Source organism: Burkholderia sp. R-40, assembly GCF_049942845.1.
In the GTDB taxonomy this organism is placed as follows: Bacteria; Pseudomonadota; Gammaproteobacteria; order Burkholderiales; family Burkholderiaceae; genus Burkholderia; species Burkholderia ambifaria.
Genome location: NZ_CP187967.1, coordinates 1,788,875 through 1,812,275, shown reverse-complemented (window position 1 = coordinate 1,812,275; position 23,401 = coordinate 1,788,875). Strand labels below are relative to the sequence as shown.

At 70.0% G+C, this 23,401-nt stretch carries 20 protein-coding genes, 1 pseudogene and 2 riboswitches; of the genes and pseudogenes, 9 read left to right on the top strand and 12 right to left on the bottom strand.

The genetic code is table 11. The features are described from left to right. The first annotated feature begins 76 nt into the window (after window positions 1–76). Complete coding sequence (locus tag ACP26O_RS08365) at window positions 77–1,432, top strand: chitinase (protein ID WP_175665197.1); 1,356 nt, start codon at window positions 77–79, stop codon at window positions 1,430–1,432. Window positions 1,433–1,553: 121 nt separating this feature from the next. On the opposite strand, the gene ACP26O_RS08360 is transcribed toward ACP26O_RS08365, so the two are convergent. The 4 genes from ACP26O_RS08360 to ACP26O_RS08345 all read right to left on the bottom strand — a co-directional run bounded on the left by ACP26O_RS08360 (window position 1,554) and on the right by ACP26O_RS08345 (window position 6,247). Next, window positions 1,554–2,297 carry an IclR family transcriptional regulator gene (locus ACP26O_RS08360; protein WP_105834396.1) on the bottom strand — a complete coding sequence of 248 codons (744 nt, stop codon included), beginning with the start codon at window positions 2,295–2,297 and terminating at the stop codon, window positions 1,554–1,556. Between the two features lie 60 nt (window positions 2,298–2,357). After that, window positions 2,358–3,524, bottom strand: a complete 1,167-nt coding sequence (locus tag ACP26O_RS08355; protein WP_175665196.1) for an acyl-CoA dehydrogenase family protein — start codon at window positions 3,522–3,524, stop codon at window positions 2,358–2,360. 142 nt (window positions 3,525–3,666) lie between these two features. Then, window positions 3,667–4,968 (bottom strand): CitMHS family transporter, encoded by a 1,302-nt coding sequence (locus ACP26O_RS08350; RefSeq protein WP_426356233.1) that lies wholly within the window; start codon window positions 4,966–4,968, stop codon window positions 3,667–3,669. Between the two features lie 112 nt (window positions 4,969–5,080). Further along, on the bottom strand, window positions 5,081–6,247 hold the full coding sequence (locus ACP26O_RS08345) for a CaiB/BaiF CoA transferase family protein (RefSeq protein ID WP_175665194.1): 1,167 nt from the start codon (window positions 6,245–6,247) through the stop codon (window positions 5,081–5,083). 270 nt (window positions 6,248–6,517) lie between these two features. On the opposite strand from ACP26O_RS08345, the gene ACP26O_RS08340 reads away from it, so the two are divergent. Together ACP26O_RS08340 and ACP26O_RS08335 are read left to right on the top strand one after the other, a co-directional pair. Then, window positions 6,518–6,757 (top strand): hypothetical protein, encoded by a 240-nt coding sequence (locus tag ACP26O_RS08340; RefSeq protein ID WP_175665193.1) that lies wholly within the window; start codon window positions 6,518–6,520, stop codon window positions 6,755–6,757. Window positions 6,758–6,919: 162 nt separating this feature from the next. Further along, on the top strand, window positions 6,920–7,348 hold the full coding sequence (locus ACP26O_RS08335) for an NUDIX hydrolase (protein WP_011656850.1): 429 nt from the start codon (window positions 6,920–6,922) through the stop codon (window positions 7,346–7,348). A gap of 26 nt (window positions 7,349–7,374) precedes the next feature. On the opposite strand, the gene ACP26O_RS08330 is transcribed toward ACP26O_RS08335, so the two are convergent. The 7 genes from ACP26O_RS08330 to cobW form a co-directional block, all read right to left on the bottom strand. Further along, window positions 7,375–7,701: a low molecular weight protein tyrosine phosphatase family protein gene (locus tag ACP26O_RS08330; RefSeq protein WP_175665192.1), complete on the bottom strand. Its 327-nt coding sequence runs from the start codon at window positions 7,699–7,701 to the stop codon at window positions 7,375–7,377. Between the two features lie 36 nt (window positions 7,702–7,737). Then, a complete protein-coding gene (locus ACP26O_RS08325; RefSeq protein WP_105834389.1) occupies window positions 7,738–8,310 on the bottom strand; it encodes a DUF1993 domain-containing protein in 573 nt (190 codons plus the stop codon). A 127-nt stretch (window positions 8,311–8,437) separates the two neighbouring features. Then, window positions 8,438–8,890, bottom strand: coding sequence for a YaiI/YqxD family protein (locus ACP26O_RS08320; protein WP_011656847.1), 453 nt, complete (start codon window positions 8,888–8,890; stop codon window positions 8,438–8,440). 91 nt (window positions 8,891–8,981) lie between these two features. Then, window positions 8,982–9,590, bottom strand: coding sequence for a vWA domain-containing protein (locus ACP26O_RS08315; RefSeq protein WP_175665191.1), 609 nt, complete (start codon window positions 9,588–9,590; stop codon window positions 8,982–8,984). A 68-nt stretch (window positions 9,591–9,658) separates the two neighbouring features. Further along, complete coding sequence (locus tag ACP26O_RS08310; protein ID WP_175665190.1) at window positions 9,659–10,750, bottom strand: ATP-binding protein; 1,092 nt, start codon at window positions 10,748–10,750, stop codon at window positions 9,659–9,661. Continuing rightward, window positions 10,747–14,559: a cobaltochelatase subunit CobN gene (gene cobN / locus ACP26O_RS08305; protein ID WP_175665189.1), complete on the bottom strand. Its 3,813-nt coding sequence runs from the start codon at window positions 14,557–14,559 to the stop codon at window positions 10,747–10,749. Before cobN ends, ACP26O_RS08310 begins: the two co-directional genes overlap by 4 nt. A gap of 6 nt (window positions 14,560–14,565) precedes the next feature. Next, window positions 14,566–15,654 (bottom strand): cobalamin biosynthesis protein CobW, encoded by a 1,089-nt coding sequence (cobW, locus tag ACP26O_RS08300; RefSeq protein ID WP_175665188.1) that lies wholly within the window; start codon window positions 15,652–15,654, stop codon window positions 14,566–14,568. Between the two features lie 337 nt (window positions 15,655–15,991). Further along, a riboswitch (cobalamin riboswitch) is annotated at window positions 15,992–16,254 on the bottom strand. A 137-nt stretch (window positions 16,255–16,391) separates the two neighbouring features. After that, window positions 16,392–16,628, top strand: a riboswitch (cobalamin riboswitch). Between the two features lie 170 nt (window positions 16,629–16,798). On the opposite strand from cobW, the gene cobA reads away from it, so the two are divergent. Genes cobA through ACP26O_RS08280 form a run of 4 tightly spaced genes read left to right on the top strand, consistent with a single transcriptional unit; the run spans window position 16,799 to window position 19,867 of the window. Beyond that, window positions 16,799–17,548: a uroporphyrinogen-III C-methyltransferase gene (cobA, locus tag ACP26O_RS08295; RefSeq protein WP_244103689.1), complete on the top strand. Its 750-nt coding sequence runs from the start codon at window positions 16,799–16,801 to the stop codon at window positions 17,546–17,548. Then, window positions 17,545–17,922: a cobalamin biosynthesis protein gene (locus ACP26O_RS08290; protein WP_175665186.1), complete on the top strand. Its 378-nt coding sequence runs from the start codon at window positions 17,545–17,547 to the stop codon at window positions 17,920–17,922. The genes cobA and ACP26O_RS08290 overlap by 4 nt, the downstream gene beginning before the upstream one ends. A 34-nt stretch (window positions 17,923–17,956) precedes the next feature. Beyond that, the gene (cobO, locus tag ACP26O_RS08285; RefSeq protein WP_011656839.1) at window positions 17,957–18,559 is read left to right on the top strand and encodes a cob(I)yrinic acid a,c-diamide adenosyltransferase; all 603 of its coding nucleotides are present in this window, start codon (window positions 17,957–17,959) and stop codon (window positions 18,557–18,559) included. Between the two features lie 3 nt (window positions 18,560–18,562). Beyond that, complete coding sequence (locus tag ACP26O_RS08280) at window positions 18,563–19,867, top strand: cobyrinate a,c-diamide synthase (protein ID WP_175665185.1); 1,305 nt, start codon at window positions 18,563–18,565, stop codon at window positions 19,865–19,867. Here ACP26O_RS08280 and ACP26O_RS08275 read toward each other — a convergent pair. Beyond that, window positions 19,864–21,071, bottom strand: a pseudogene (locus tag ACP26O_RS08275) (M20 aminoacylase family protein). The gene ACP26O_RS08280 and the pseudogene ACP26O_RS08275 overlap by 4 nt on opposite strands. Before the next feature lie 355 nt (window positions 21,072–21,426). On the opposite strand from ACP26O_RS08275, the gene ACP26O_RS08270 reads away from it, so the two are divergent. Continuing rightward, window positions 21,427–22,497 carry a type IV toxin-antitoxin system AbiEi family antitoxin gene (locus ACP26O_RS08270; protein ID WP_175665183.1) on the top strand — a complete coding sequence of 357 codons (1,071 nt, stop codon included), beginning with the start codon at window positions 21,427–21,429 and terminating at the stop codon, window positions 22,495–22,497. Continuing rightward, the gene (locus ACP26O_RS08265; protein ID WP_175665182.1) at window positions 22,466–23,371 is read left to right on the top strand and encodes a nucleotidyl transferase AbiEii/AbiGii toxin family protein; all 906 of its coding nucleotides are present in this window, start codon (window positions 22,466–22,468) and stop codon (window positions 23,369–23,371) included. Before ACP26O_RS08270 ends, ACP26O_RS08265 begins: the two co-directional genes overlap by 32 nt. Window positions 23,372–23,401: the final 30 nt, after the last annotated feature.

Genomic DNA, 23,401 nt, shown 5'->3' with positions numbered 1-23,401 from the left:
CCGGGCGGGCATGTGCAGCCGCCCGCCCGGCGGCGATACGCGGGCCAGCGTATCCCTCTTCCACTTGGAGAAAACAATGAACAACACCGTGTTGTCGCGATTCAACCCGCGCGCGCTCGTCGCGGGCTGCCTGCTCGCCGCCGCGAGCGTGTCCCACGGCGCCGGCGTCTATGCGCCGTTCGTCGACGTGACGCTCTACCCGACGCCGCTCGTCGACCGGATCGGCGTCCAGCAAGGCATCCAGCAGTTCACGCTCGCGTTCGTGACGGCGGGCAACGGCTGTGTGCCGTCCTGGGGCGGCGTGCAGCCGATCGGCAACGGTGCGAGCGGCGATCTGCTCGCGTCGCTGTCGACGTCGATCGCGAGCTATCGCGCGAAAGGCGGCGAGATCGCGGTCTCGTTCGGCGGCGCGAACGGCACGCCGCTGATGCAGGCGTGCTCGACCGTCCCCGCGCTGAAGACGGCCTACCAGACCGTGATCGACACCTACGGCCTCACGCATGTCGACTTCGACATCGAGGGCGCATCGCAGCAGGACAGCGCCGCCGTCGCCCGCAACTTCCAGGCGGTTGCGCAGCTGCAGTCCGACTACGCGGCGAAAGGCCGGCCGCTGCACGTCACGCTGACGCTGCCGACGATGCCGACCGGGCTCACGCAGGATGGCGTGAACGTCGTGACCGCGGCCATCGCGAACAAGGTCGCGTTCGACGCGGTGAACCTGATGACGATGGACTACGGCCCCGCGAACATCGACATGGGCGCGGCGGCGATCAGCGCCGCGCAGGCGCTCTACGCGCAACTCGACACGGCGTTCAAGTCGGCCGGCCAGCCGAAGACCGGCGCGCAACTCTGGCAGATGGTCGGGGTCACGCCGATGATCGGGATGAACGACGTGCAGGGCGAAACCTTCACGCTCGCCAATGCGCAGAGCGTGCTGAATACGGCGCTCAACAACGGTTACGGGTTCTTCGGCAACTGGTCGGTCGGCCGCGACCAGCCGTGCCCGAACAATGGCGCGTATGTGTCGCCGACCTGCTCGGGCATCGCGCAGCAGCCGTACGCGTTCGCGTCGATCTTCCGCAAGCTCGACGGCAAGTGGGGCGCGGGCGTCACGCAGGATCCGAACTACGGAGGCGGCTCGAACGGCGGAACGCCGCAGCCCGGCGCGCCCTGGTCGGCCGGCCAGGTCTATACGGCCGGCGCGACGGTCACCTATCAGGGCACGACGTACCAGGCGCAATGGTGGACGCAGGGCGACGTACCGGGCCAGGCGAGCGTGTGGAAAGCGATCGGCGGCGGCACGGCGACGTGGTCGGCAACGACCGCGTACCAGGGCGGCACGTGCGTGATGTATCAGGGCGCGAAATACTGCGCGAAATGGTGGACGCAAGGCGACAACCCGAGCGCCGGCGGCGTGTGGGTAAAGTCGTGACGTCGTGAAGTCTTGACCGCCGGCGCGTGACGGGCCGGCCGCGGCCGTTCCCCGGGGCGCCGTCCGGCGCGGCGGCGAACGGCCGCCGAAGCAGGTGCTGCGCGCTGCTTCCCGGCCCTTGCTATCCGCGCCCCTGCTCGGCCAGCAACCGCGCCTTCGCATCGACCAGCAGCGCCGCATGCGTGTCGCGATGCTGGCGGATCCGCTCGGTCGGGCCGACGACCGACAGCCCGTACCAGTCGCCGTCGAGCGTCAGCGCAACGGCGATCGCCGACAGCTCGGGCGCGCTTTCGCCGAAGTTCTCGGCCCAGCCGAGTTCGCGAAACCGCGCGGTTTGCGCGACGAGCGCCGGCAGGTCCGCGACGCTCGCGTCGGTGAAGCGTTCGAAAGACAGCTGCGCGCCGAGCGCCTGCTGCGCATCGCTCGCGAGCTCCGCGAAGATCGCCTTGCCGATCGAGTTCGCATGCAGCGGGCGCAGCTCGCCCGGCTGGCGCGTATAGCGGATCGCCTGCTCGGATTCGACGACGTCGAGATACGTGACCGACGTGCCCTGGATCTTGCCGAGCACGGCCGTCTCGCGGCTCGCATCGCGCAGCGCGACGAGATGCGGATGCACGATGTCGACGACCGGATCGGTCGCATCGATTGCCGCGGCGATCGTCTGCAGCCGCCGCGTCGGGTAGTAGCCGCCGCGCTTGCGCACCTCGTACAGATAGCCGCGGCTCACGAGCGTGCGCGCCATCGCCAGACAGCTCGACGCCGGCACATTGAGCAGGCGCGCAAGCTCGGTGAGCGGCAGCGGCCGCCGTTCGGCGGCGAACAGCTCGAACAGGTCGAGCGTGCGGGCAACGAGTTTGACGTCCATGTCGAGCGCTTGATTCGGAACGGGAAGCCGCGCGCCGGGCGAGCCGCCGGGTCGATACGGTCAGTACGACTTCGGCAGCCCGAGCACCTTCTCCGCGATGTAGCAGAGGATCAGTTGCGGGCTCACGGGCGCGAGCCTCGGAATCATACACTCGCGCAGGTAGCGCTCGACATGGTATTCCTTCGCATAGCCCATCCCGCCGTGCGTCGCGATCGCCGTCTGGCACGCCTCGAACGCGGCTTCCGCACCGAGGTACTTCGCGGCGTTCGCCTCGGCGCCGCACGACTGCCCCGCGTCGTAGCGCGTCGCGGCCTTCATCACCATCAGCCACGCGGCCTCGAGCTGCATCCACGCCTGCGCGAGCGGATGCTGGATCGACTGGTTCTGCCCGATCGGCCGGCCGAACACGACGCGCTCGCACGCATACTGCGTCGCGCGCCGCAGCGCGGCCTGGCCGAGGCCGATCGCCTCGGCGGCGATCAGGATCCGCTCGGGGTTCAGCCCGTGCAGCAGATAACGGAAACCGTCGCCCTCGTTGCCGATCAGGTCCCCGCGCGGCACGCGCAGGTTGTCGATGAACAGCATGTTCGAATCGACGGCCTTGCGGCCCATCTTCTCGATCTCGCGCACCTCGACGCGCGACCGGTCGAGGTCGGTGTAGAACAGGCTGAGCCCGTCGGTCGGCTTCGCGACCGCGTCGAGCGGCGTCGTGCGCGCGATGATCAGCATCTTGTTCGCGACCTGCGCGGTCGAGATCCAGATCTTGCGCCCGCTCAGCACGTAGTGGTCGCCGTCGCGACGCGCCTGCGTGCTCAGGTGTGTCGTGTCGAGGCCCGCGTCGGGCTCGGTCACCGCGAAGCACGCCTTGTCGCGTCCGGCGATCAGCGGCGGCAGGAAGCGCGCCTTCTGCGCGTCGTTGCCGAACACCTGCACCGGGTTCAGCCCGAAGATGTTCATATGGACGGCCGAGGCGCCCGACAGGCCGGCGCCCGACGCGCTGATCGTGCGCATCATCAGCGCGGCCTCGGTCATCCCTAGCCCGGCGCCGCCGTGGGCCGGGTCCATCGCGATGCCGAGCCAGCCGGCTTCTGCGAGCGCCGCGTGAAAGTCGGACGGAAACCCGCCCGCGCGATCGCGTTCGAGCCAGTAGTCGTCGCCGAAGCGTTCGCAGATTTTCTCGATCGCGCTTTCGATCGCGCGCTGGTCGTCGGTCAGGTCGAACTGCATGGATTGCTCTCCTCGAAATAGGCGAGCGGCCGCGCCGCTCTCAGCAACACGCCGGATGGAGCCAGCGCTTGCGCGTCGAAAAACGTCCGTTTGCGGGATGGGCCACCCGGCACATTGGCGCGAAGCGGCACGTCCGGCGCGCTCACAACGGAAACACGCCCACGATCACCGCGGCGAACACCATCAGCACGGTGGCGGCGAACAGGAACGGAATCGTGAATTTCTGGTGCTCGGCCAGCTCGACGCCGGTCAGGCCGACGATCAGGAACGTCGCCGGCGTGAGCGGGCTGACCGGGAAACCGGTCGTCATCTGGCCGAGCAGCGCGGCCTGCGCCATCTGGATCGGCGGCACGCCGAGCAACTTCCCGCTTTCCGCGAGCACCGGCAGCACGCCGAAGTAGAACGAATCGGGATCGAACAGCAGGCTGAGCGGCATCGACAGCAGGCCCAGCACGAACGGCATGTGGCGCGCATGTTCGACCGGCACGTGCGCGACGACGACCTCGGCCATCGCCTTCAGCATCCCGGTGCCCGACATGATTCCCGTGAACGCGCCGGCCGCGAGCAGCACGCTCGCCATCATCAGCGCGGCCTTCGCATGCGCGTCGATCCGCTCGCGCTGCGCCTGCACGTCCGGATAGTTGATGACGAGCGCGGCGACCGTGCCGAGCATGAACATCACCATCGGGTCGACGATGCCCGACACCAGCGTGCCGAGCACGACGAGCGTCAGCGCCAGGTTGATCCGGAAGCGCCCGGGCCGGCGCAGCGCGCGTTCGGCGTCGGTCAGCTCGCGCGGCGCGATCGCGAGCGACGCCGCGCCGGCGCGATTGAGCCCGAGCCGCTTCGCCTCGCGCACACCGAGCACGTACGCGGTGCCGAACACGAACACGAGGCCGACGATCTGCACCGGGATCATCGGCATGAAGATCGCCGAGCCGGGAATATGCAGCGCCGCGGACGCGCGCAGCATCGGCCCGACCCACGGCAGGAAGTTGACGCCGGCCGCCATCGACGCGACGCACGCGAGAATTCGCCGGTCCATCCCGAGCCGCGTATAGAGCGGCATCATCGCGGGCAGCGTGACGAGAAACGTGACGGCGCCCGAGCCGTCCAGATGGATCAGCAGCGCGAGCAGCGCCGAGCCCATCACGATGCGCGGCGGATGGCAGCCGATCACGCGCAGCACGCCCGCGATGATCGGGTCGAGCATCCCCGCGTCGGTGAGGATTCCGAAAAATAGAATCGCAAAAACGAACATGCCGGCGATCGGGCCGATGTTCTGCACGCCGTGCACGATGAACTTGCCGGTCGAGAGTCCGAAACCTGCCGCGAGCGACGCGGCCACCGGCACGACGATCAATGCGACGAGCGGCGACAGCCGCTTCGTGATGATCAGGCCGAATAGCGCGACGATCGCGATCGCGCCGATCCATGCGAGCATGATGTGTCTCCTCTGGCGCCGGCGCGCGTCGGGCGCGGCGTGATGTCCGAAGCGGCGTGAGGCCGTGCGGCGGCGGGCGACGCCATCGCACGGCCGCCGGCCGCGATGCGTGTCAGTGGTCGTGCTTGCCGGGGTCGTCTCGTTGCGCGTCGGCAAACACCTGCGCCGCGTGTTCGTTCAGCGCGGGCGGCGGCCGCCGGTACGCGGCCGGCGTGCGGCCGAGCTTGATCGGCGACGCGATGCCACGATGCCGGCCCAGTTCGACCTTCATCTGCCGATGCGCGACGTGCGGATGGTCGAGCGCCGCATCGAGCCCCAGCACGGGCGCGCACGGCACGCCGCGGCGCATCAGCTGCTCGGCGAGCGCCGCGCCATCGTGTGCGGCCAGCGCCGTTTCGAGCAGCGCGCGCAATGCGGCGCGGTTCGCGCTGCGCGCGCGGTTGTCGGCGAAGCGCGGGTCGTCGGGCCAGTCGCGCGTGCCGAGCACGTCGCATAGCGCGGCGAACTGCCCGTTGTTGCCGACCGCGAGAAAGATGTCGACGCTCGCGGTCGGAAAGCTGTCGTACGGCGTGATGTTCGGATGCGCGTTGCCGGTGCGCACCGGCGCCTTCCCCGAGTGGAAGAAATTCGGCGTATGCGGATGCAGAATCGACAGCGCGCAGTCGAACAGCGTCGATTCGACGAACTGGCCGCGCCCGCTCGCATCGCGTTCGCGCAGCGCCATCAGCACGCCGAGCGCCGCGTTCAGTCCGGTGACGAGATCGACGATCGGCACGCCGACGCGCAGCGGCGCGCCGCCCGCTTCGCCGTTCACGCTCATCAGCCCGGCCAGCGCCTGCACGGCCGCGTCGTAGCCTGGCAGCCCGCCGAGCGGGCCGTCCGCGCCGAAGCCCGACACGCGGCAATAGACGAGGCGCGGAAAGCGCGCATGCAGCGCGTCGAAGCCGAGGCCCCAGCGTTCCATCGTGCCGATCTTGAAGTTCTCGACCAGCGCGTCCGCGTGCTCGAGCAGGCCAAGCAGCCGTTCGCGATCTTCCGGCTTCGTCAGGTCGAGCGCGATGCCGAGCTTGTTGCGGTTCACGCCGAGGAAATACGACGCGGTGTCGCCGTCGAACGGCGGGCCCCAGGTGCGCGTCTCGTCGCCCGACGGCGGTTCGACCTTGATCACCTCCGCGCCGTGGTCGGCGAGAATCTGGGTCGCGTACGGGCCGCCCAGCACCCGCGACAGATCGATGATACGCAACCCCGCCAACGCGCCCTGCTGCTCCAGCTCCGCCATGCGTCTCGCTCCTGCTTCCGGTTGTTCGGACCGCCGGTTCCGCCCTGCCGACTCTACGGCGCGGTTTTCCTGGCTCGAATAATAATTCCTGTACGTGAATTTATATTCACACCGGAGAATTTTATTGTCAAGCCGGGCATACGCGGGCAACCCCGCGGAGGACGCGGCAACCTGCACGTGGGGACGACGTCGAACGCACGCCGGTTGCCGCGCCGGGCCGCGGTTCGCTAAGCTGCGGACGGTGCTCATCCGAACCAAGGCGGAAATTTCATGAAACGCATGCTGCTCGCGGCCCTCGTGCTCGCGTCGACGTTGGGCGTCGCCCGCGCGCAAACCCAGACCTTCCATTTTGGCGAGGGACAATCACAGCCGCGGGCCGCCGCGCCGGCGGCACGCCCCGCGCCCGCGCATCGGCACGTGACGCCGCCGCGTCACCGGCATGCGCTGCACAAGCGGCGCCATGCGCGCTCCGGCAAGCCGGCACGCCCGGTGATCCAGACGCAGGCGTGACGCGAGGCGCGTGGCGCGCGACAACGCACGGAACTGTCACGAACGGCCGGTATGATCGGCGCGGCGGCTTTGCACGCCGTCGTGTCAGCCCATCGGGCGACTGGCCGGCAACGCCGGTGCACGTGCATTTCACTCCACGATTCAGTACCTGTTTTGCCGAACATGAATACCGGGCCGGATACCGTCGCCAGCATCAAGGAGCGCGCCACGATCGTGTGCCGCCAGCGCAGCAGCGTGCTGCTGGTCGCGCGCACCGCGGCGCGCTGGACGCTGCCGGGCGGCACGATCCGGCGCGGCGAGACACCGCTGGAGGCCGCGCAGCGGGAGCTGGCGGAGGAAACGCGGCTCGAAGGGCTCGCGCTCGACTATGCGGTGCAGTTCGGCGGTCTCACGAAGCTCCATCACGTGTTCGTGGCCGACGTGCCGAAACATCTGGTCCCGCGCGCGAGCAACGAGATTGCGCGCTGCAAGTGGTTCGACGTCGAACGCCTCGAGACGCTGCGCGCGAGCGTACCGACCCGCAAGATCATCGAGCTGCTGCACCTCGACCGCTTTTCCCCGCTCGCGGACGGCCCGCTTCGTCTGCGCTGAAGCGACCCCGCGCGGCCCCGCACCGGTCACGCGCGCAGCAACGGCCCGGCCTTGCGTTCGAGCAGCGCGATCAGCTCGGGCTGCATGTACGTGTAGCGGTCGGGAATGTCGAGGCAGACGATCTTCTTGTGCTTCAGTCGGGCGCCGAACCGGGCGGTGAGCCTCGCCTTGTGCGCGCGCTCCATCACGAACACGATTTCGGCCCATTCGAGCTGCTCGACACACACTTGCGTGTCGGCGTCGGGCGCGAGCCCCGCGGAGTCGGTTTCGACACCCGGCCATCCCGCGAACACCGCCTCGGCGGTCGGGCTGCGCAGCCGATTGCGGCTGCAGATAAAGAGCGCCCGCGTCATGCCGGCGCGCCGCGGCCGGCTCGTCCGGTCATCCGTTCAACCTTGCGGAATCGTGTCGGGGCGCACGTACGCCAGCATGTGCGGCACGTAGTCGGCCTTGCCGAGCTCGACACCGTAATGGCGCAGGATCGCGTACGCGGCGATCGCGTGAAAGTAGAACTGCGGCAGCGCCCAGTCGCGCACGTACTGCTCGCCCGTCATGTCGAACGCGATGCCGTTCGGCAGCTCGAGGGCGATCGGCCGCGCGGCGCCGCCATCGAGCGCATCGGGCGCGAGTTCGCCGAGGAATGCGATCGTGCCGGACAGGATCCCCTGCGCGTCGCTCACCGTACCCGGCTGCGCATCGGCGTGCCAGCCGGCTTCGCGCAGCGCGAGCAGCGCATCCGGCAGCGGTTCGCCGCGCAGCCGGTAGACGGGCTCCATCGCCTGGAAGCACGAGAACCGCACCTGTGCGGCGAGCGGATACATGTCGGGCGCGAGCTTCAGCGTCAGCAGCGCATCGGGTGCGTCGCCGGCGGCCTGCCGGTGCGCGACGGCCTTGTCGAGCCACGCGGATTGCGCGCGCAGCATCTGGGTCAACGTCGGAACGAGAAGTTGGGTTGGTGACATCCATGCCCTCCGGTGGTTCGTTGGCGCTGCGATATCGATGTCGCGGCGAATCCGTATTCTGCCGCAGCCGACGATTCGACGCGAAACCGGTGACGCATCGCACGGCGCACGGCCGGCGCCCTAGGCGTCAGGGCTTGCCGTGGCGTGCCAGGAACCGGTCAAGCTGCGATGCGAACGCCTTGCCGTCGCGTGCGCTGAACGGGGCCGGGCCGCCCGTGTCGACGCCCGAGCTGCGCAGTTGATCCATCATCGCGCGCGTCGACAGGCGTTCTTCGATGTTCTCGCGGCTGAACCAGTTGCCGCGCGGATCGAGCGCATGCGCGCCCTTGTCGAGGACGGCCGCGGCCAGCGGGATATCGGCGGTGATCACGAGATCGCCGGCTTGCGCGAGCTCGACGATTCGCGCATCGGCGACGTCGAAGCCGGCCGGCACCTGCACCGACTTGATGAACGGCGACGGCGGCGTACGCAGGAACTGGTTCGCGACCAGCGTCACGCAGATCTCGGCACGACGCGCGGCGCGAAACAGCATGTCCTTGATGACGGCGGGACACGCGTCGGCATCGACGAGTACTTGCATGGCAGACGTTCCGGTAAGCAGAAACCGCGATCATAGCGCAGCGTCGGCGATCGTCCCGCGCGGTCGCTGCTCCGATCAACCGGTCAACCGATCAGCCGGTCAGCCCGGCGCACAGCGACGCGGCCGTCGTCCATTGCGCGCCCCATGCGTCGGCGAGCCGCCTGCCCTGCCCGATCCGCACGGCCGCGTCATCGAAATCGACGAACACGACGTGATCGGCGGCTGCCGGTTTCGGTGCCGTTTCGCGCGTGCGTCCATCGGATAGCACCCACAGCCAGCGCTGCTGGTCCGGCCTACGCCGTGCCGCGTGCGCGAGCAATTGCGCGGCGGCCGCGATGCCGTCCGCGAGCGGCGTGCCGCCGCCGCCGTCCACCGGCTCGAGCCAGCGCGCGTTCCACCAGCGCGGCACGGCCGGGCCGAAACGCCGCGCGGCGCCGTTGCCGCCGAAGCAGATCAGCGCGGTTTCCACCCGGTCGCGCGCGGCCTGGTCGAAGTACGCGACGATCAACCCTTTCGCGAGCGCGAGCCGTTCGTCCGACAGCATCGACGCCGAACAGTCGAGCACGAAGCAATGGAGCGCGCGCGGGGCGCCGGCCTGTTTGCGAAAACGCAGATGGCCGGCGTGCAGCGGGCCGCCGCGCTTCGCGGCGAGCGTCGCCGGCCACGCAACGGCCGTGCCGGCGCGTGCCGTCCCCGGCACACGCGCGGCAGCGCCTGGCTGCCATCGAGGACCGCGAACGGCGTTCGCGGCGGCGTCGGCTCGATGGCTCAGCGTTTTTTTAGCGGCAGCGGCACCACGCTTTTCACGTCGCGCAGGCCGGCCGGTTCGGGCGGCAGGTAGCCCCACTCGCCTTGCGATGCGGTCGCATCGTTGCGTGCCGCGCCCGGGTGATCGTCGGGCTGCCGGCGCGTGTCCGGCGGCGAACGGTCGTCGCGGTCGTGGTCGTGCTCGCCGTCGCCGCGCGATGGCGACGCGCCGGACGGCGGCGCGCCCGCATGACGCCGATGCCGCAGCACCGCGTCGGCCACGCGTTCGACATGCGACACCGTCACCGCGTCGGCCTGCTCCAGCGCCGCGAGCGCGCGCGCGGCGCGCAGCATCACGAGGTCGGCGCGCAGGCCGTCGACGGCCGCGTCGATGCACAGCGCGCTCACGCGTGCGTGAACCGCATCGTCGAAATCGAGCGCCGACAGCCGGGCCCGCGCCGCGTGAATCCCGTCGCGGAGTTCTCGCTGTGCGCTTGCGTGGCGCGCACGAAACGCGTCCGGATCGAGATCGAACGCGAGGCGCGCCTTCACGATCCGTTCGCGCTGCGTGGCGTCGAAGCAGTTCTCGAGCTCGACCATCAGCCCGAAGCGGTCGAGCAGTTGCGGGCGCAGCTCGCCTTCCTCGGGATTCATCGTGCCGACCAACACGAAGCGTGCATCGTGCGCGTGCGACACGCCATCGCGCTCCACCACGTTCACGCCGCTCGCGGCGACGTCGAGCAGCGTATCGACGAGCCCGTCGGCGAGCAGGTTCACCTCGTCGACGTACAGCACGCCGCGATGCGCGCGCGCGAGCAGGCCCGGCCGGAAGCGCACGCCGTTGGCGGCGAGCGCATGGGCGAGATCGAGCGTGCCGGTGACCTGCTCGTCGCTCGCCGACAGCGGCAGCGTGACGAATTCGCCTTCGGGCAGCAATTCCGCCAGCGCGCGCGCGGCGGTCGATTTCGCGGTGCCGCGCGGCCCGCTGACGAGCACGCCGCCGAGCGACGGGTCGATCGCGGCGAGCAGCAGCGCCTGCTGCAACGGTTGCTGTGCGACCAGCGCCGCGAACGGGAACACCGCGCGTGCGCGGGGCGTCGTCGGATCGGTCATCGCCGTCCTCCTTCCTGGAGTTGTTCGCTGTCGAGCCAGACCGCTTCGATCCGCTCGCGATAATCGCCCGGCTGCTGCCACAGCCCGCGCTGCATCGCTTCGACGAAGCGTTCGCAGATGCCGTGCAGCGCCTTCGGGTTGTGTCGTTCGAGGAACGCGCGCGTGTCGTCGTCGAACAGGTACGCATCGGCGACGAGCGCGTACTGGTGGTCCGACAGCACGCGGGCGGTCGCGTCATAGCCGTACAGGTAGTCGACGGTCGCGGCCATTTCGGCCGCGCCCTTGTAGCCGTGACGCTTCACGCCGTCGAGCCATTTCGGGTTGACGACGCGCGAGCGGATCACGCGCGCGATCTCCTCGCGCAGCGTGCGCATCTTCGGCGCGACCGGGTTCGCATGGTCGCCGTGGTAGATGCTCGGCTGCTGGCCGGACAGGTGGCGCACGGCCGCTGTCATCCCGCCCTGGAACTGGTAGTAGTCGTTCGAGTCGAGGATGTCGTGTTCGCGGCTGTCCTGGTTCTGCACGACGACGTCGATCGTCGCGAGCCGCTCGCCGAACACGTCGGGGGCCGCGTCGCCCGCGCTTTTCTGCGCGTACGCATGGCCGCCCCACTGGCGGTACGCGTCGGCGAGGTCGGCGTCGGTCTGCCAGCGGCGCTGGTCGATCATGTCCTGCAGGCCGGCACCGTAGCTGCCCGGCCGCGCGCCGAACACGCGCCAGCCGGCGCGGCGTCGCGCTTCGTCGGGCGCCACGCCCCGCTCGATCCAGGTCGCGCGTTCGCGCTCGATGCGCGCACGGATCGGGTTCAGTGCCTCGGGCTCGTCGAGCGCGGCGACGGCCTGCACGGCCGCGTCGAACAGGTGCATCAGGTTCGGGAACGCGTCGCGGAAGAAGCCCGACACGCGCAGCGTCACGTCGATGCGCGGCCGGTCGAAGATCTCGATCGGCAGGATCTCGAAGTCGGTCACGCGATGACTGCCGTGCGCCCATTTCGGCCGCACGCCGAGGAGCGCGAACGCCTGCGCGATATCGTCGCCGCCGGTGCGCATCGTGGCCGTGCCCCAGACCGACAGACCGATCGCGCGCGGATAGTCGCCGTGATCCTGCAGATGGCGTTCGATCAGCTGCTGCGCGGATTTCAGCCCGAGCGACCACGCGGCCTGCGTCGGCACCGCGCGCGTATCGACCGAATAGAAGTTGCGGCCCGTCGGCAGCACGTCGGGACGGCCGCGCGACGGCGAGCCGCTCGGCCCCGGCGGCACGAAGCGGCCGTCGAGCCCGCGCAGCAGCTGGCGCAGTTCCTCGCCGCCGCACGCGTCGAGCGCGGGCAGCAGCGTCGCGCGCACGCGTTCGAGCACGGCGAGCGTGTGCGGCCATGCCCCCGGCGGCGTCGCATCGATGCCGGCGTCGCCGCCAACATTCGCACAGCACAGTCCATCGAGCCACCGCTGCGCGAGCCGCTCGAGCCGCTCGCGCGTGTCGCCCGCATGGCGCCACGGCGACGCATCGAGCGCCTGCAGAACGGCCGGCCGCGGGCCTGTCCACGGCGCGGCCCAGTCGGCCGCGAGCGGATCGAAATCGTCGCCGAGCGCGAGATCGCGCGCGAGCGCGGCGATCAGCCCCGCGCGTTCGCCCTTGCCGTCGCCGACCGGAAAGCGTGCGAGCGCGAGCAGCGTATCGCGCCGCTGACGGTCGAGCGGCGACGCGCCGAACACGTGCAGCCCGTCGCGAATCTGCGCTTCCTTCAATTCGCACAGCCAAGCGTCGACGCGCGTGAGCAGCGCGTCCTCGTCGCCGGCGTCGCGCGGCGGCGACACGCTCAGCTCGTCATGCAGCCGGTGTTCGGCGATCGTCGCGAGGATCGTCTTGCGCAGCAGCTTCGCGCGCCGCGCATCGACCATCAGCGCTTCGTAGTATTCGTCGACCTGCCGTTCGAGATCCTGCAGCGGGCCGTAGTTTTCCGCGCGCGTGAGCGGCGGCATCAGGTGATCGATGATCACCGCCTGCGCGCGGCGCTTCGCCTGGCTGCCCTCGCCCGGATCGTTGACGATGAACGGATACAGGTGCGGCAGCGGCCCGAGCGTCAGGTCCGGCCAGCACGCGTCGGACAGCGCGACGCTCTTGCCCGGCAGCCATTCGAGATTGCCGTGCTTGCCGAGGTGGATGACCGCGTCGATGCCGAACGCATCGCGCAGCCAGAAATAGAACGCGAGGTACGCGTGCGGCGGCACGAGGTCCGCGTCGTGGTAGCTCGCATAGTCGTTCTCGCCGCGCGAACGCGACGGCTGGATGCCGACGAACACGTTGCCCGCGCGCCAGCCGGCGATCGGGAAGCGCCCGTGGCGCAGCGTCGGGTCCGCGTCGGGCGGCCCCCAGCGCTCGTTCAGCGCGTCGCGCACGGCGGCCGGCAGCCGCGCGAAATGCGCGACGTAGTCGGCCAGCGCGAAACTCTGGAACGCGGGGCGCAGTGCGCGCACGGCCGGGTCGTTGGTCACGCCTTCGGTGAGCCGCGCGATCAGCGCGTCGCCGTCGGCCGGCAGGTCGGCCACCGCATAGCCCGCGTCGCGCAGCGCCGCGAGCACGCGCAGCGCGGACGCCGGCGTGTCGAGCCCGACGCCGTTGCCGATCCGCCCTTCGCTTTGCGGATAGTTCGCGAGAATCAGCGCGATGCGCTTGTCGGCGTTGTCGAGCGTGCGCAGCCGGCACCAGCCGCGCGCGAGCGCCGCGACGAACGCGATCCGTTCGGCGTCCGGCTGGTAGCGCACGACGTCGACTTCGGTGTGCGGACACCGATACGCGAGCCCCTTGAAGCTCACCGCGCGCGTGACGATGCGCCCGTCGACTTCAGGCAACGCGATGTGCATCGCGATGTCGCGCGCGTGCAGCCCCTGGTTGTCGGCCACCCATGCGTCGCGGTTGCCGCCGGAGAGGATCACCTGCAGCACCGGCGCATCGCCGGCGAGCACGTCGGGCTCGGGGCTGTCGATCGCGCCGGCCGCGAAGGCCGTGGTGTTCAGCACGAGCGCGACGTCGTGCGTGTCGCAGAGCTGCGTGATGACCTCGCGGCTCACCGCGTCCTTCAGCGACGTGACCGCGATCGGCAGCGGATTGAGCCCTTCGCGCACGAGCGCATCGGCCAGCGCGTCGAACACGGCCGTGTTCGCGGCCTGCCAGTGCGCGCGATAGAACAGGATCGCGACCACGGGTGCGCCCGGCGTCCAGCGCGTGCGCCAGTCGTCGACGCTCGCCGGGTCGCGCGCCGGGTGATACAGCGCGGCGGCCGGCAGCGGGCGCGGCGGCTCGGGTTCGTCGCCGAAGCCTAGCGTATGGAATGCGATGCTGCGCAGCAGCGCGTCGGCGTTGTGCATCCCGCCGTCGCGCAGGTAGCGCCACCACAGCCGGCACAGCGCGGGCGCGACCGTGCTCTTCGCGACGAGGTTCGGGTCTTCCTGCAGGTCGCCCGAGAACATCGCGAGCTGCTGCCGGCGCTTGGACGCGAGCGACACGGCCTGTTCGATCCCGTACGGCCAGTATGCTTCGCCGCCGAGATGATCGATCACGACCGTCTTCGCATGACGCAGCACGTCGTCGACATAGAAATCGACCGACGCCGGCTGCCGCAGGAACGTGACGTTCGCGAGCCGCACGCTCGGAAAGCCGGCCGGCAGCTTCGGCACGACGCTCGCCAGCAGCGACAAGGTCGTATCGGCCGAACTCAGGATCACGATGTCGGCCGGTTGCTGGTCGATCCGGACGACGCCCTGCGTATCGTCGACGAAGCCGCCCGGCGTGGTGCGCAGCAGATGCATCGCGCGTTACGCCTGCTGCGTCTGGGCCGCGCACGCGGCCTCGAACGCGCGCTGCAGTTCGGCCGCGTCGAGATCCTCGCCGATCAGCACGAAGCGGCTCGCGCGCGTTTCGCCGTCCTGCCAGCGACGGTCGAAATAGCTGTCGAAGCGGCGGCCGACACCCTGGATCACGAGCCGCATCGGCGCATCGGGCAGCGCCGCGAAGCCTTTCGCGCGGTAGATCGTGTGCGTCTCGACGACGCGCTGCAGCGCGGCGATCGTCGCTTCGCGCGAGCCTGCGTCGCCCGACACCACGACCGAATCGAAATCGTCGTGATGGTGATCGTGATCGCCGTCGTCGGCCGAGCCGTGATGGTCGTGCCGCAGGTGGATCGTTTCCTCCGACGCCGATTCGAGCCCGAGCAGCATCGCGAGATCCAGTTCGCCGCGCGTCGCGCGCACGATCTTCACCTGCGGCGGGATCTCTTCGCGGATCGCGGCCTCGACTTCGGCGAACTGCGCGTCGGCGACGAGATCGGCCTTGTTCACGATCACGAGATCGGCGGACGACAGCTGGTCGGCGAACAGTTCGTGCAGCGGCGATTCGTGGTCGAGGTTCGGATCGGCGCGGCGCTGCGCGTCGACGGCCTGCGGGTTCTCGGCGAACTGGCCGCTCGCGGCGGCCGGCCCGTCGACGACCGTCACGACCGCGTCGACCGTGAAGCTGTTGCGGATCGTCGGCCAATTGAAGGCCTGCACGAGCGGCTTGGGCAGCGCGAGGCCCGACGTCTCGATCAGCACGTGGTCGATGTCGGCGCGACGCTCGACGAGCGCTTCCATCACCGGATAGAACTCTTCCTGCACGGTGCAGCACAGGCAGCCGTTCGCGAGTTCGTACAGTTGGCCCGACGCTTCGCCCTGCGCGCCGTCGCTATCGTCGCAGCCGATCCCGCAGCCCTTCAGGATTTCGCCGTCGATGCCGAGCTCGCCGAATTCGTTGACGATCACCGCGATGCGGCGGCCTTCCGCGTGCTGCAGGATGTGGCGCATCAGCGTGGTCTTGCCGCTGCCGAGAAAGCCCGTGACGATCGTGACGGGAAGCTTGCGTAGGGTCATGGTAGGTCCTGTGGCGAAAGTGGAATCAGGCCGGGATCGTCGCGTCGAATGCGGCGCGGCATGTCGTCGGGCGGATCGCGGGGATGGCGCGGCGCAGTCCGGCCGGACGGCCGCACGACGCACGGAACGACGAATCGGACATGACGCTTCCTTGTGAACGGTCGGCATGGTCAATGCCGGCACGGCTGCCGCCGGCCCTGCCCGCGCCGCCTGCCGTTCGTCGCGCCGGCCCGGGCGCGGCGCGCGTGCGGCGGCGGGCGGATCGGCGGAGGAAGCGGGAAACGCTCGGGTGTCGGGCATGCTGCGGCCGTGGACGATGCGCCGCCTCCCCGCGGCGCTGAACCCCAACGTTTCGGCCGGTATCCGGGCTGACGAACACGCCGCTTCGCCTTCCCGGATGCGCGGCATCCAGTGGCGGTCGTCCGCATGCGGCAGGCATGCGGCGAAGCGGCGCTGCGTCGCGCTGGGCGCGACGCGTTCGCTTACCGTTGCGGGGGCAGCACAGGTTGGCTCGACTGCGGCGCAGGCAGGCTCCCTGTTTCCCGTTTAACTGCGCGCGCCGGAGGAGCGCGCGCGAGCACCAAAACGCGTGCGAGTGTAGGCGGCGGTGCGGGGAGCGTCAAGGTGAAACGGGCCGCCGCGGGGTGTCCGGCATGGCCGCGGCAGCGCGTCCGGGGCCACGTCCTGGGCCACCCCAGGCGCCCGCGCGGCGGGTTCGCGCGGGCCGGGCGCTGTGCTATCGTATGCGCCGCGTTCGGTGCTCGCGCGCGCTCCTCCGGCGTGCGCAGTTAAACGGGAAACAGGAGGCGGAAGTCCGCCCGGCCTGTGCTGTCCCCGCAACGGTACGCCGCCCGCGCGTCGCGGTTCCCCGCACGCGCCCAGGCCGCCCGCGATGCCACTGCCCTTCAGCGGGCGGGAAGGCTGCGGCCTGGCAAGCGGCTAGCCCGGATACCGGCCGACGCAAGGGGCGAGCCCGCTGCTCGCCGAACGCCCGATCCGCGGGGGACGGATGGGGTGCGCTTTCCGCCCGCGCTCGCGCGGGCTTCGCTCGATCCGTCATGCATTGCCTGTCCGCCGGCCGCCGATGTGCCGCTCGCTGTCCCCTTTCCTCTGCCACGACACGGTGCGCGCCGTGCCGCGTCCGATGAGCCGCGCATGGCTCGTCGGCGCCGGCCCCGGCGACGCCGATCTGCTCACGCTGAAGGCCGTGCGCGCGATCGCCGCGGCCGACGTGCTGCTCGTCGACGATCTCGTGAACCCCGACGTGCTGCGCCACGCGCGCGCCGACGCACTGATCGAGCACGTCGGCAAGCGCGGCGGCCATGCGTCGACGCCGCAGGAAACGATCGTCGCCGCGATGCTCGCGCATCTGCGCGCGGGCCGCAGCGTCGCGCGGCTCAAGGGCGGCGATCCGTTCGTGTTCGGCCGCGGCGGCGAAGAATTGCTCGCGCTCGGTGCGGCCGGGTTCCCGGTCGAGGTCGTGAACGGCATCACGGCCGGGATCGCCGCCCCGGCCGCGCTCGGCATTCCGGTCACGCATCGCGGCGACGCGCAGGGCGTGATCTTCGTCACGGGCCACGGCGCGGGCGCGGACGAACCGGACTGGCGCGCGCTGGCCGCGACGCGGATGACGATCGTGATCTACATGGGCATTCGCCGGCTCGACGCGATCGCGGCCGCGCTGCATGACGGCGGCGTGGCCGGCGACACGCCGTGCGCGGCGATCGAGAACGCGACGCGTGACGGGCAGCGGCACGTGCTCGCGACGCTCGACACGATCGTCGAACGCGTGGGCGCGACCGGTATCGGTTCGCCCGCGATCGTCGTGATCGGCCGCGTCGCGGCGCTCGCCGACGATCCCGCGGTGCGCGCGGCGCTTGGCGGCCGCGCATGATGCGCGTCGCGCTCGGCGTCGGTTTCCGCGCGGGCGTGACGGCCGCGCAACTCGATGCCGCGATCCGCGCGGCGCTGGCAAGCCACCCGGGCGCCGAACCGGCCGTCGTCGCGACGCTCGCCGAGAAGGCGCGTGCCCGGCCGCTGCGCATGCTGTGCGCGCGGCGCGGCTGGCCGCTCGTCGCGTTCGACGCAGCGCAGCTCGCGCAGTGCCCCGAACCGGCATTGAGCGGCCCGTCGGCGGCCGCGCTGGCGCGTTTCGGCGTCGCGGGCGTGGCCGAGCCGTGCGCGCAACTCGCGGCGCCGCATGGCCGGCTGCTCGGCCCCAAATCCAGCCGGGACGGCGTGACAGTCGCGCTCGCCGGCCCGCTCTGAACCCTTTGTTTCGCTTTCGACAGGACGATTCCCGATGAAGACCGATGCCGAATCCCATCAGCGGATGGCCGAACGCCGCCGCGCCGGCCATGAAAAGAAGCAGGCTGCCGCCACCCAGGAAAAGGGCCTGCTGATCGTCAACACCGGCAACGGCAAGGGCAAGAGCACGGCCGCCTTCGGCATGGCCGTGCGCGTGCTCGGCCATGGCATGCGGCTCGGCGTCGTGCAGTTCATCAAGGGCGCGCTGCACACGTCCGAGCGCGACTTCCTCGGCGCGGTCGCGCAATGCGACTTCGTGACGATGGGCGACGGCTATACGTGGAATACGCAGAACCGCGACGCCGACGTCGCAACCGCGCGCAAGGGCTGGGACGAGGCGCGCCGGATGATCGAAAGCGGCGAGTACCGGATGGTGATCCTCGACGAGCTGAACACCGTGCTGAAGTACGAATATCTGCCGCTCGACGAAGTGCTCGCGACGCTCGTCGCGCGACCGGATTCGGTGCACGTCGTCGTCACCGGGCGGCATGCGCCCGATGCACTGATCGACGCGGCCGACCTCGTCACGGAAATGCGGCTCGTCAAGCATCCGTACAAGGAGCAAGGCGTGAAGGCGCAGCCCGGCGTGGAGTTCTGAGCGATGCCGGCCTGCCCCGCGCTGTTCGTCAGCGCGCCCGCGTCCGGCCAGGGCAAGACGTCGGTGACGGCCGGCCTCGCGCGGCTGCACCGCCGGCTCGGCCGGCGCGTACGCGTGTTCAAGACCGGGCCGGATTTTCTCGATCCGATGCTGCTCGAGCGCGCGAGCGGCGCACCCGTGCACGCGCTCGACATCGGGATGGTCGGTGAAGCCGGCTGCTGCGCGCTGCTCGCCGATGCCGCGCGCGACGCGGACCTGATCCTGATCGAAGGCGTGATGGGGCTGTTCGACGGCACGCCGAGCAGCGCCGATCTCGCGGCCGCGTTCGGGGTGCCGGTCGTCGCGGTGATTTCCGCGAAGGCAATGGCGCAGACGTTCGCAGCGATCGCGTTCGGGCTCGCGCGGTTCCGGCCGGAGGTGCCGTTTCACGGCGTGCTCGCGAACCGCGTCGGGTCGCCGCGACACGCGGAACTGTTGCGGCAGGCGCTGCCGGACGACTTGCGCTGGCTCGGGCACGTGCCGGCCGATGCGGGCATCGCGCTGCCGGAACGGCATCTCGGCCTGCACCAGCCGGCCGACATCGGCGATCTCGACGCGCGGCTCGAGCGTGCGGCTGACGTGCTCGCGCAGACCGCGCTCGCCGAATTGCCGCCGGCCGTGTCGTTCGCGGAACCGGAAGCCCGCGCCCCGCTGCCGCGCGCGCTCGCCGGCAAGCGAATCGCGATCGCGCGCGACGCGGCGTTTTCGTTTATCTATCCGGCCAATCTCGCGCTGCTCGATGCGCTCGGTGCGCAGCTGCGGTTCTTTTCGCCGCTTGCCGACGAACCCGTGCCCGACGCGTGCGACGCGCTGTTCCTGCCGGGCGGCTATCCGGAGCTGCATGCGGCGACGCTCGCGGCGAATGCCGTGGCCGCGCGGACGATTCGCGCGCATGCGGCGGCCGGCCGACCGATCGTCGCGGAATGCGGGGGAATGGTGTATCTGTGCGAGTCGCTGACCGACGTCGAAGGCGCGACGACATCGATGCTCGGGCTGCTGTCAGGCCATGCGACGATGCAGCGCCGGTTCGCGGCGCTCGGCATGCAGCAGTTGGACACGCGCAGCGGGCCGATGCGCGGTCATACGTTTCATTATTCGCGGCTCGACACGCCGCTGGCGCCGGTGGCTGCCGCCGCCCGGCCCGATGGGGAACCCGGCAGCGGCGAAGCCGTGTATCGCACGGGCTCGATCGTCGCGACGTACATGCACATGTACTGGCCGTCGAATCCGGATGCGGCGGTGGCGTTGTTTAGCGGGGCTGGGTTCTAGCTCGGCACATGCCGCGATTGAATCGATTCCCCGCATTCACCGTCACACCAGAAACGCTCGGCGAGCGCGATCCAGTAGCTCGCGCCGGTCGCGAGGCACGCGTCGTTGAAGTCATAGCCGGGGTTATGCACCATGCAGCCGCCCTCGCCGTCACCGTTGCCGATGATCAGGTAGCAGCCCGGCCGCTTCTCCAGCAGGAACGCGAAATCCTCGCTGCCGGTGAGCGGCACCATCTCGTCGATCAGGTTCGCTTCGCCCACCCACTCGCGCGCGACGTCGCGTGCGAACGTGGTCATCCGCGCATCGTTGACGAGCACCGGGTAGCGGCGCTGGTAGTCGATCGTCGCGGTCGCGCCAAAGCTGTCCGCCTGACCTTGCACGACTTCCGCGATGCGCCCCTCGAGCAGCGCGCGCACGTCGGGTTACAGCGCACGCACCCACAGTCGCATCACGACGCATCGGGAATCACGTTCGGCGCGTCGCCCGCGTGGATCGCGCCGACCGTGACGATCGCCATGTCGAGCGGCGACACGTTGCGCGACACGATCGTCTGCAGCGCAATGACGATCTGCGCGCACACGACGACCGAATCGATCGCCTTGTGCGGCACCGCGCCGTGGCCGCCGCGCCCCTGCACGTCGACGATCACGGTATCCGACGACGCCATGAACGGCCCCGGCAGGAAGCCGAACTTGCCCGTCGGGAAGCCCGGCATGTTGTGCATCGCGAAGATCGCGTCGCACGGGAACTGCTCGAACAGCCCGTCGTCGAGCATTTTCTTCGCGCCGCCGAGCCCTTCCTCGGCCGGCTGAAAAATCAGGTTCAGCGTGCCGGAAAAGCGCCGCTCGCGCGCCAGGTGCTTCGCGGCCGCGAGCAGCATCGCCGTGTGGCCGTCGTGGCCGCACGCGTGCATCTTGCCGGGGATCGTGCTCTGGTACGGCAGGCCGGTCGACTCGTGGATCGGCAGCGCGTCCATGTCGGCGCGCAGGCCGAGGCGCTGCGTGCCGTTGCCGACCTTCAGCTGCGCGACCACGCCCGTGCCGCCGAGCCCGCGGTGCACCGTGTAGCCCCATGCCTGCAACTGCTCGGCAACGAGGTCGCTGGTCGCGAATTCCTCGAAGCCCAGTTCGGGGTGGGCATGAATGCGGTGCCGGATCTCGATCATTTCGTCGGCGAGGCCTGCGGGGATCACGCTGTGCGTCACGGTGTCGTCTCCTGGATTTGGTGGGGAATGTGCACGCAAGGATAGTCCGTTGGGCAGCAACCGGACAGACAGAAAGTCGTCGTGGAGGCAACCAGGGGTTGCTAGCGCCTCATCGCCGCACATGAGAAATCGCCTGCTGGCGGAACCGGCCATCCGGGCGACTGCCGCGCATGAGCCGGATTCGCGACACTGTACATTCCGTCTCGATTTCTCCCCGTGGGAGCTTGCGTTGATTGCTGTTCGCCATTCCGGAATAATTCCGTCACATCAAAGGGTTGAGCGTTCTTGTTCATTTTTTGACGGCTGTACATTTTTTGTGTACGCTGACAAAAAAGTGAACACGCGATCCCTCCCGATGCCCGAGAACGCCACCCTGTCGATAGCGGAACAGCACGTGCTCGACGAAGCTTGCGCCGCGTTCGAACGCGCGACCCGACGCTTCAACGCACGGCCGGTGCGCGTGCCGACCGCATCCCGCGCGCATGCCGACGCGATGATCCGCTTCGGCATTGGCGGGCAGACCTTCGAGATGCCGGCCGCCGTGAGCGTTGGCGTCGAATCGGTACAGGACGCCCACGCCGCGCTGCTTCGCCGCAGCGCCACCCCGCTGCCCGGCGAGCGGCAACTCATGCTGGTCGCCCCGTACGTGTCGGCCGAGCTGGCCGCGCACCTGACCGATCAAGGCATCCCGTTCCTCGATACCGCCGGCAACGCGAGCCTGCTGGTGCCGGAGGCGACCGTGCTGATCTCCGGCCGGCCGAAACCTTCCCGCACGCCGCGCCGGCAGGCGTCGCGCGCGACCACGCCCAAGGGGCTCGCCGTGATGTTCGCGCTCGCGACGCAGCCGGGCCTCGTCGCGCAACCGTACCGGGCGATCGCCGCCGCGTCGGGCGTCGCGCTCGGCACGGTCAATCTCGCGATGGACGACCTGCTCGCGCGCGGCTTCGTCGCGCAGCGGCGCAATGGCGAGCGCCTGATGCCCGACTGGCCGCGCTTCGTGCAGGAATGGGTGGCGCTGTATCCGAGCCGCCTGCGCGCGAAACTGCCGGCCCGGCGGTTTGCCGCCGTCACGCCCGACTGGTGGCGCGACTTCGATTTCGCGGCATTCGATGCGCGGCTCGGCGGCGAACCGGCGGCCGACCTGCTGACGCACGACCTGAAGCCAGCCGCGGTCACCGTCTATACGCACGGCGCCGTGTCGAACCGGATGCTGCTCCAGGCGCGCCTGCGCCCGGACGAACGCGGCGACGTCGAGCTGCTCGAAGCGTTCTGGCCACCGTCGCCGGCGCTCGACTGGCGCGAGCCGGACGTGCCGCTCGTGCCGCCGCTGCTGATCTACGCGGATCTCGTCTCGTCCGGAGACAGCCGCAATCTTGCCGCCGCCGAACACATCCATGACCGATACCTCGCCCACCCGCCCGCTTGAAGTCGACGCGCGCCGGCCGCTCGAGCCGGCGGCGGCCGCGCTGCTGCAGGCGGTCGGCACGACCTGCGTGCAACTCGACACGGCATTCGTCGTCGCCGGCGCAACCGCGCGCGACATCCTGATGTGGCATGTCCACGGCATCCGGCCGGTACGTGCGACGCGGGACGTCGACGTCGCGGTGTGCGCGGTGAGCTGGCCGTTTCACGAGCGGCTCGTCGATGCGCTCGTCGCGACCGGGCAATTCGCGCGCGCGCCGAAGCATCAGCAGAAACTACTGTTCGACAGCGGGACGCAAGGATTTCGCACGGAGCTCGATCTCGTGCCGTTCGGGCCGCTCGAAGCACCGCCCGGCGAAATCGCGTGGCCGCCGCGCGGCGATTTCGTGCTGAACGTGCTGGGCTTTCAGGAGGCGGTCGATACGGCGCTGGCCGTGTCGATCGGCGCCGATATCGCTGTGCCGGTGGCGAGCCTGCCGGCGCTCGCGCTGCTGAAGTTGCTCGCGTGGAAGGATCGGCGCGCGCGCCAGAACAGCGACGCGTACGACCTGCTGTTCCTGCTCACGCATTTTCACGACGCGGGCAATCGCGAGCGCATCTGGGATGTCGCGCCCGATCTGCTCGAACGGCACGGTTTCCAGCCGGAGCTGGCGGCCGCCGGGTTGCTCGCGCGCGATGCGAAGCGGATTGCTTCGCCGCAAACGCACGACGCGATCCGCGCGCTGTTATCGGACGAAGCGGTTTACGCGACCCTCGCGCAAGACCTGCAGGCCCGCGCATTCGCACTGCTGCCGGGTGAATTCAACGATGACGCCGACCGGTATCTCGACGCGTTCCGCGGTGCTTTCCTGGCAGAACCGCCCATTCCTCGCGCGTGACGCGCTGCCGCGCGACAACACCGCCATCGT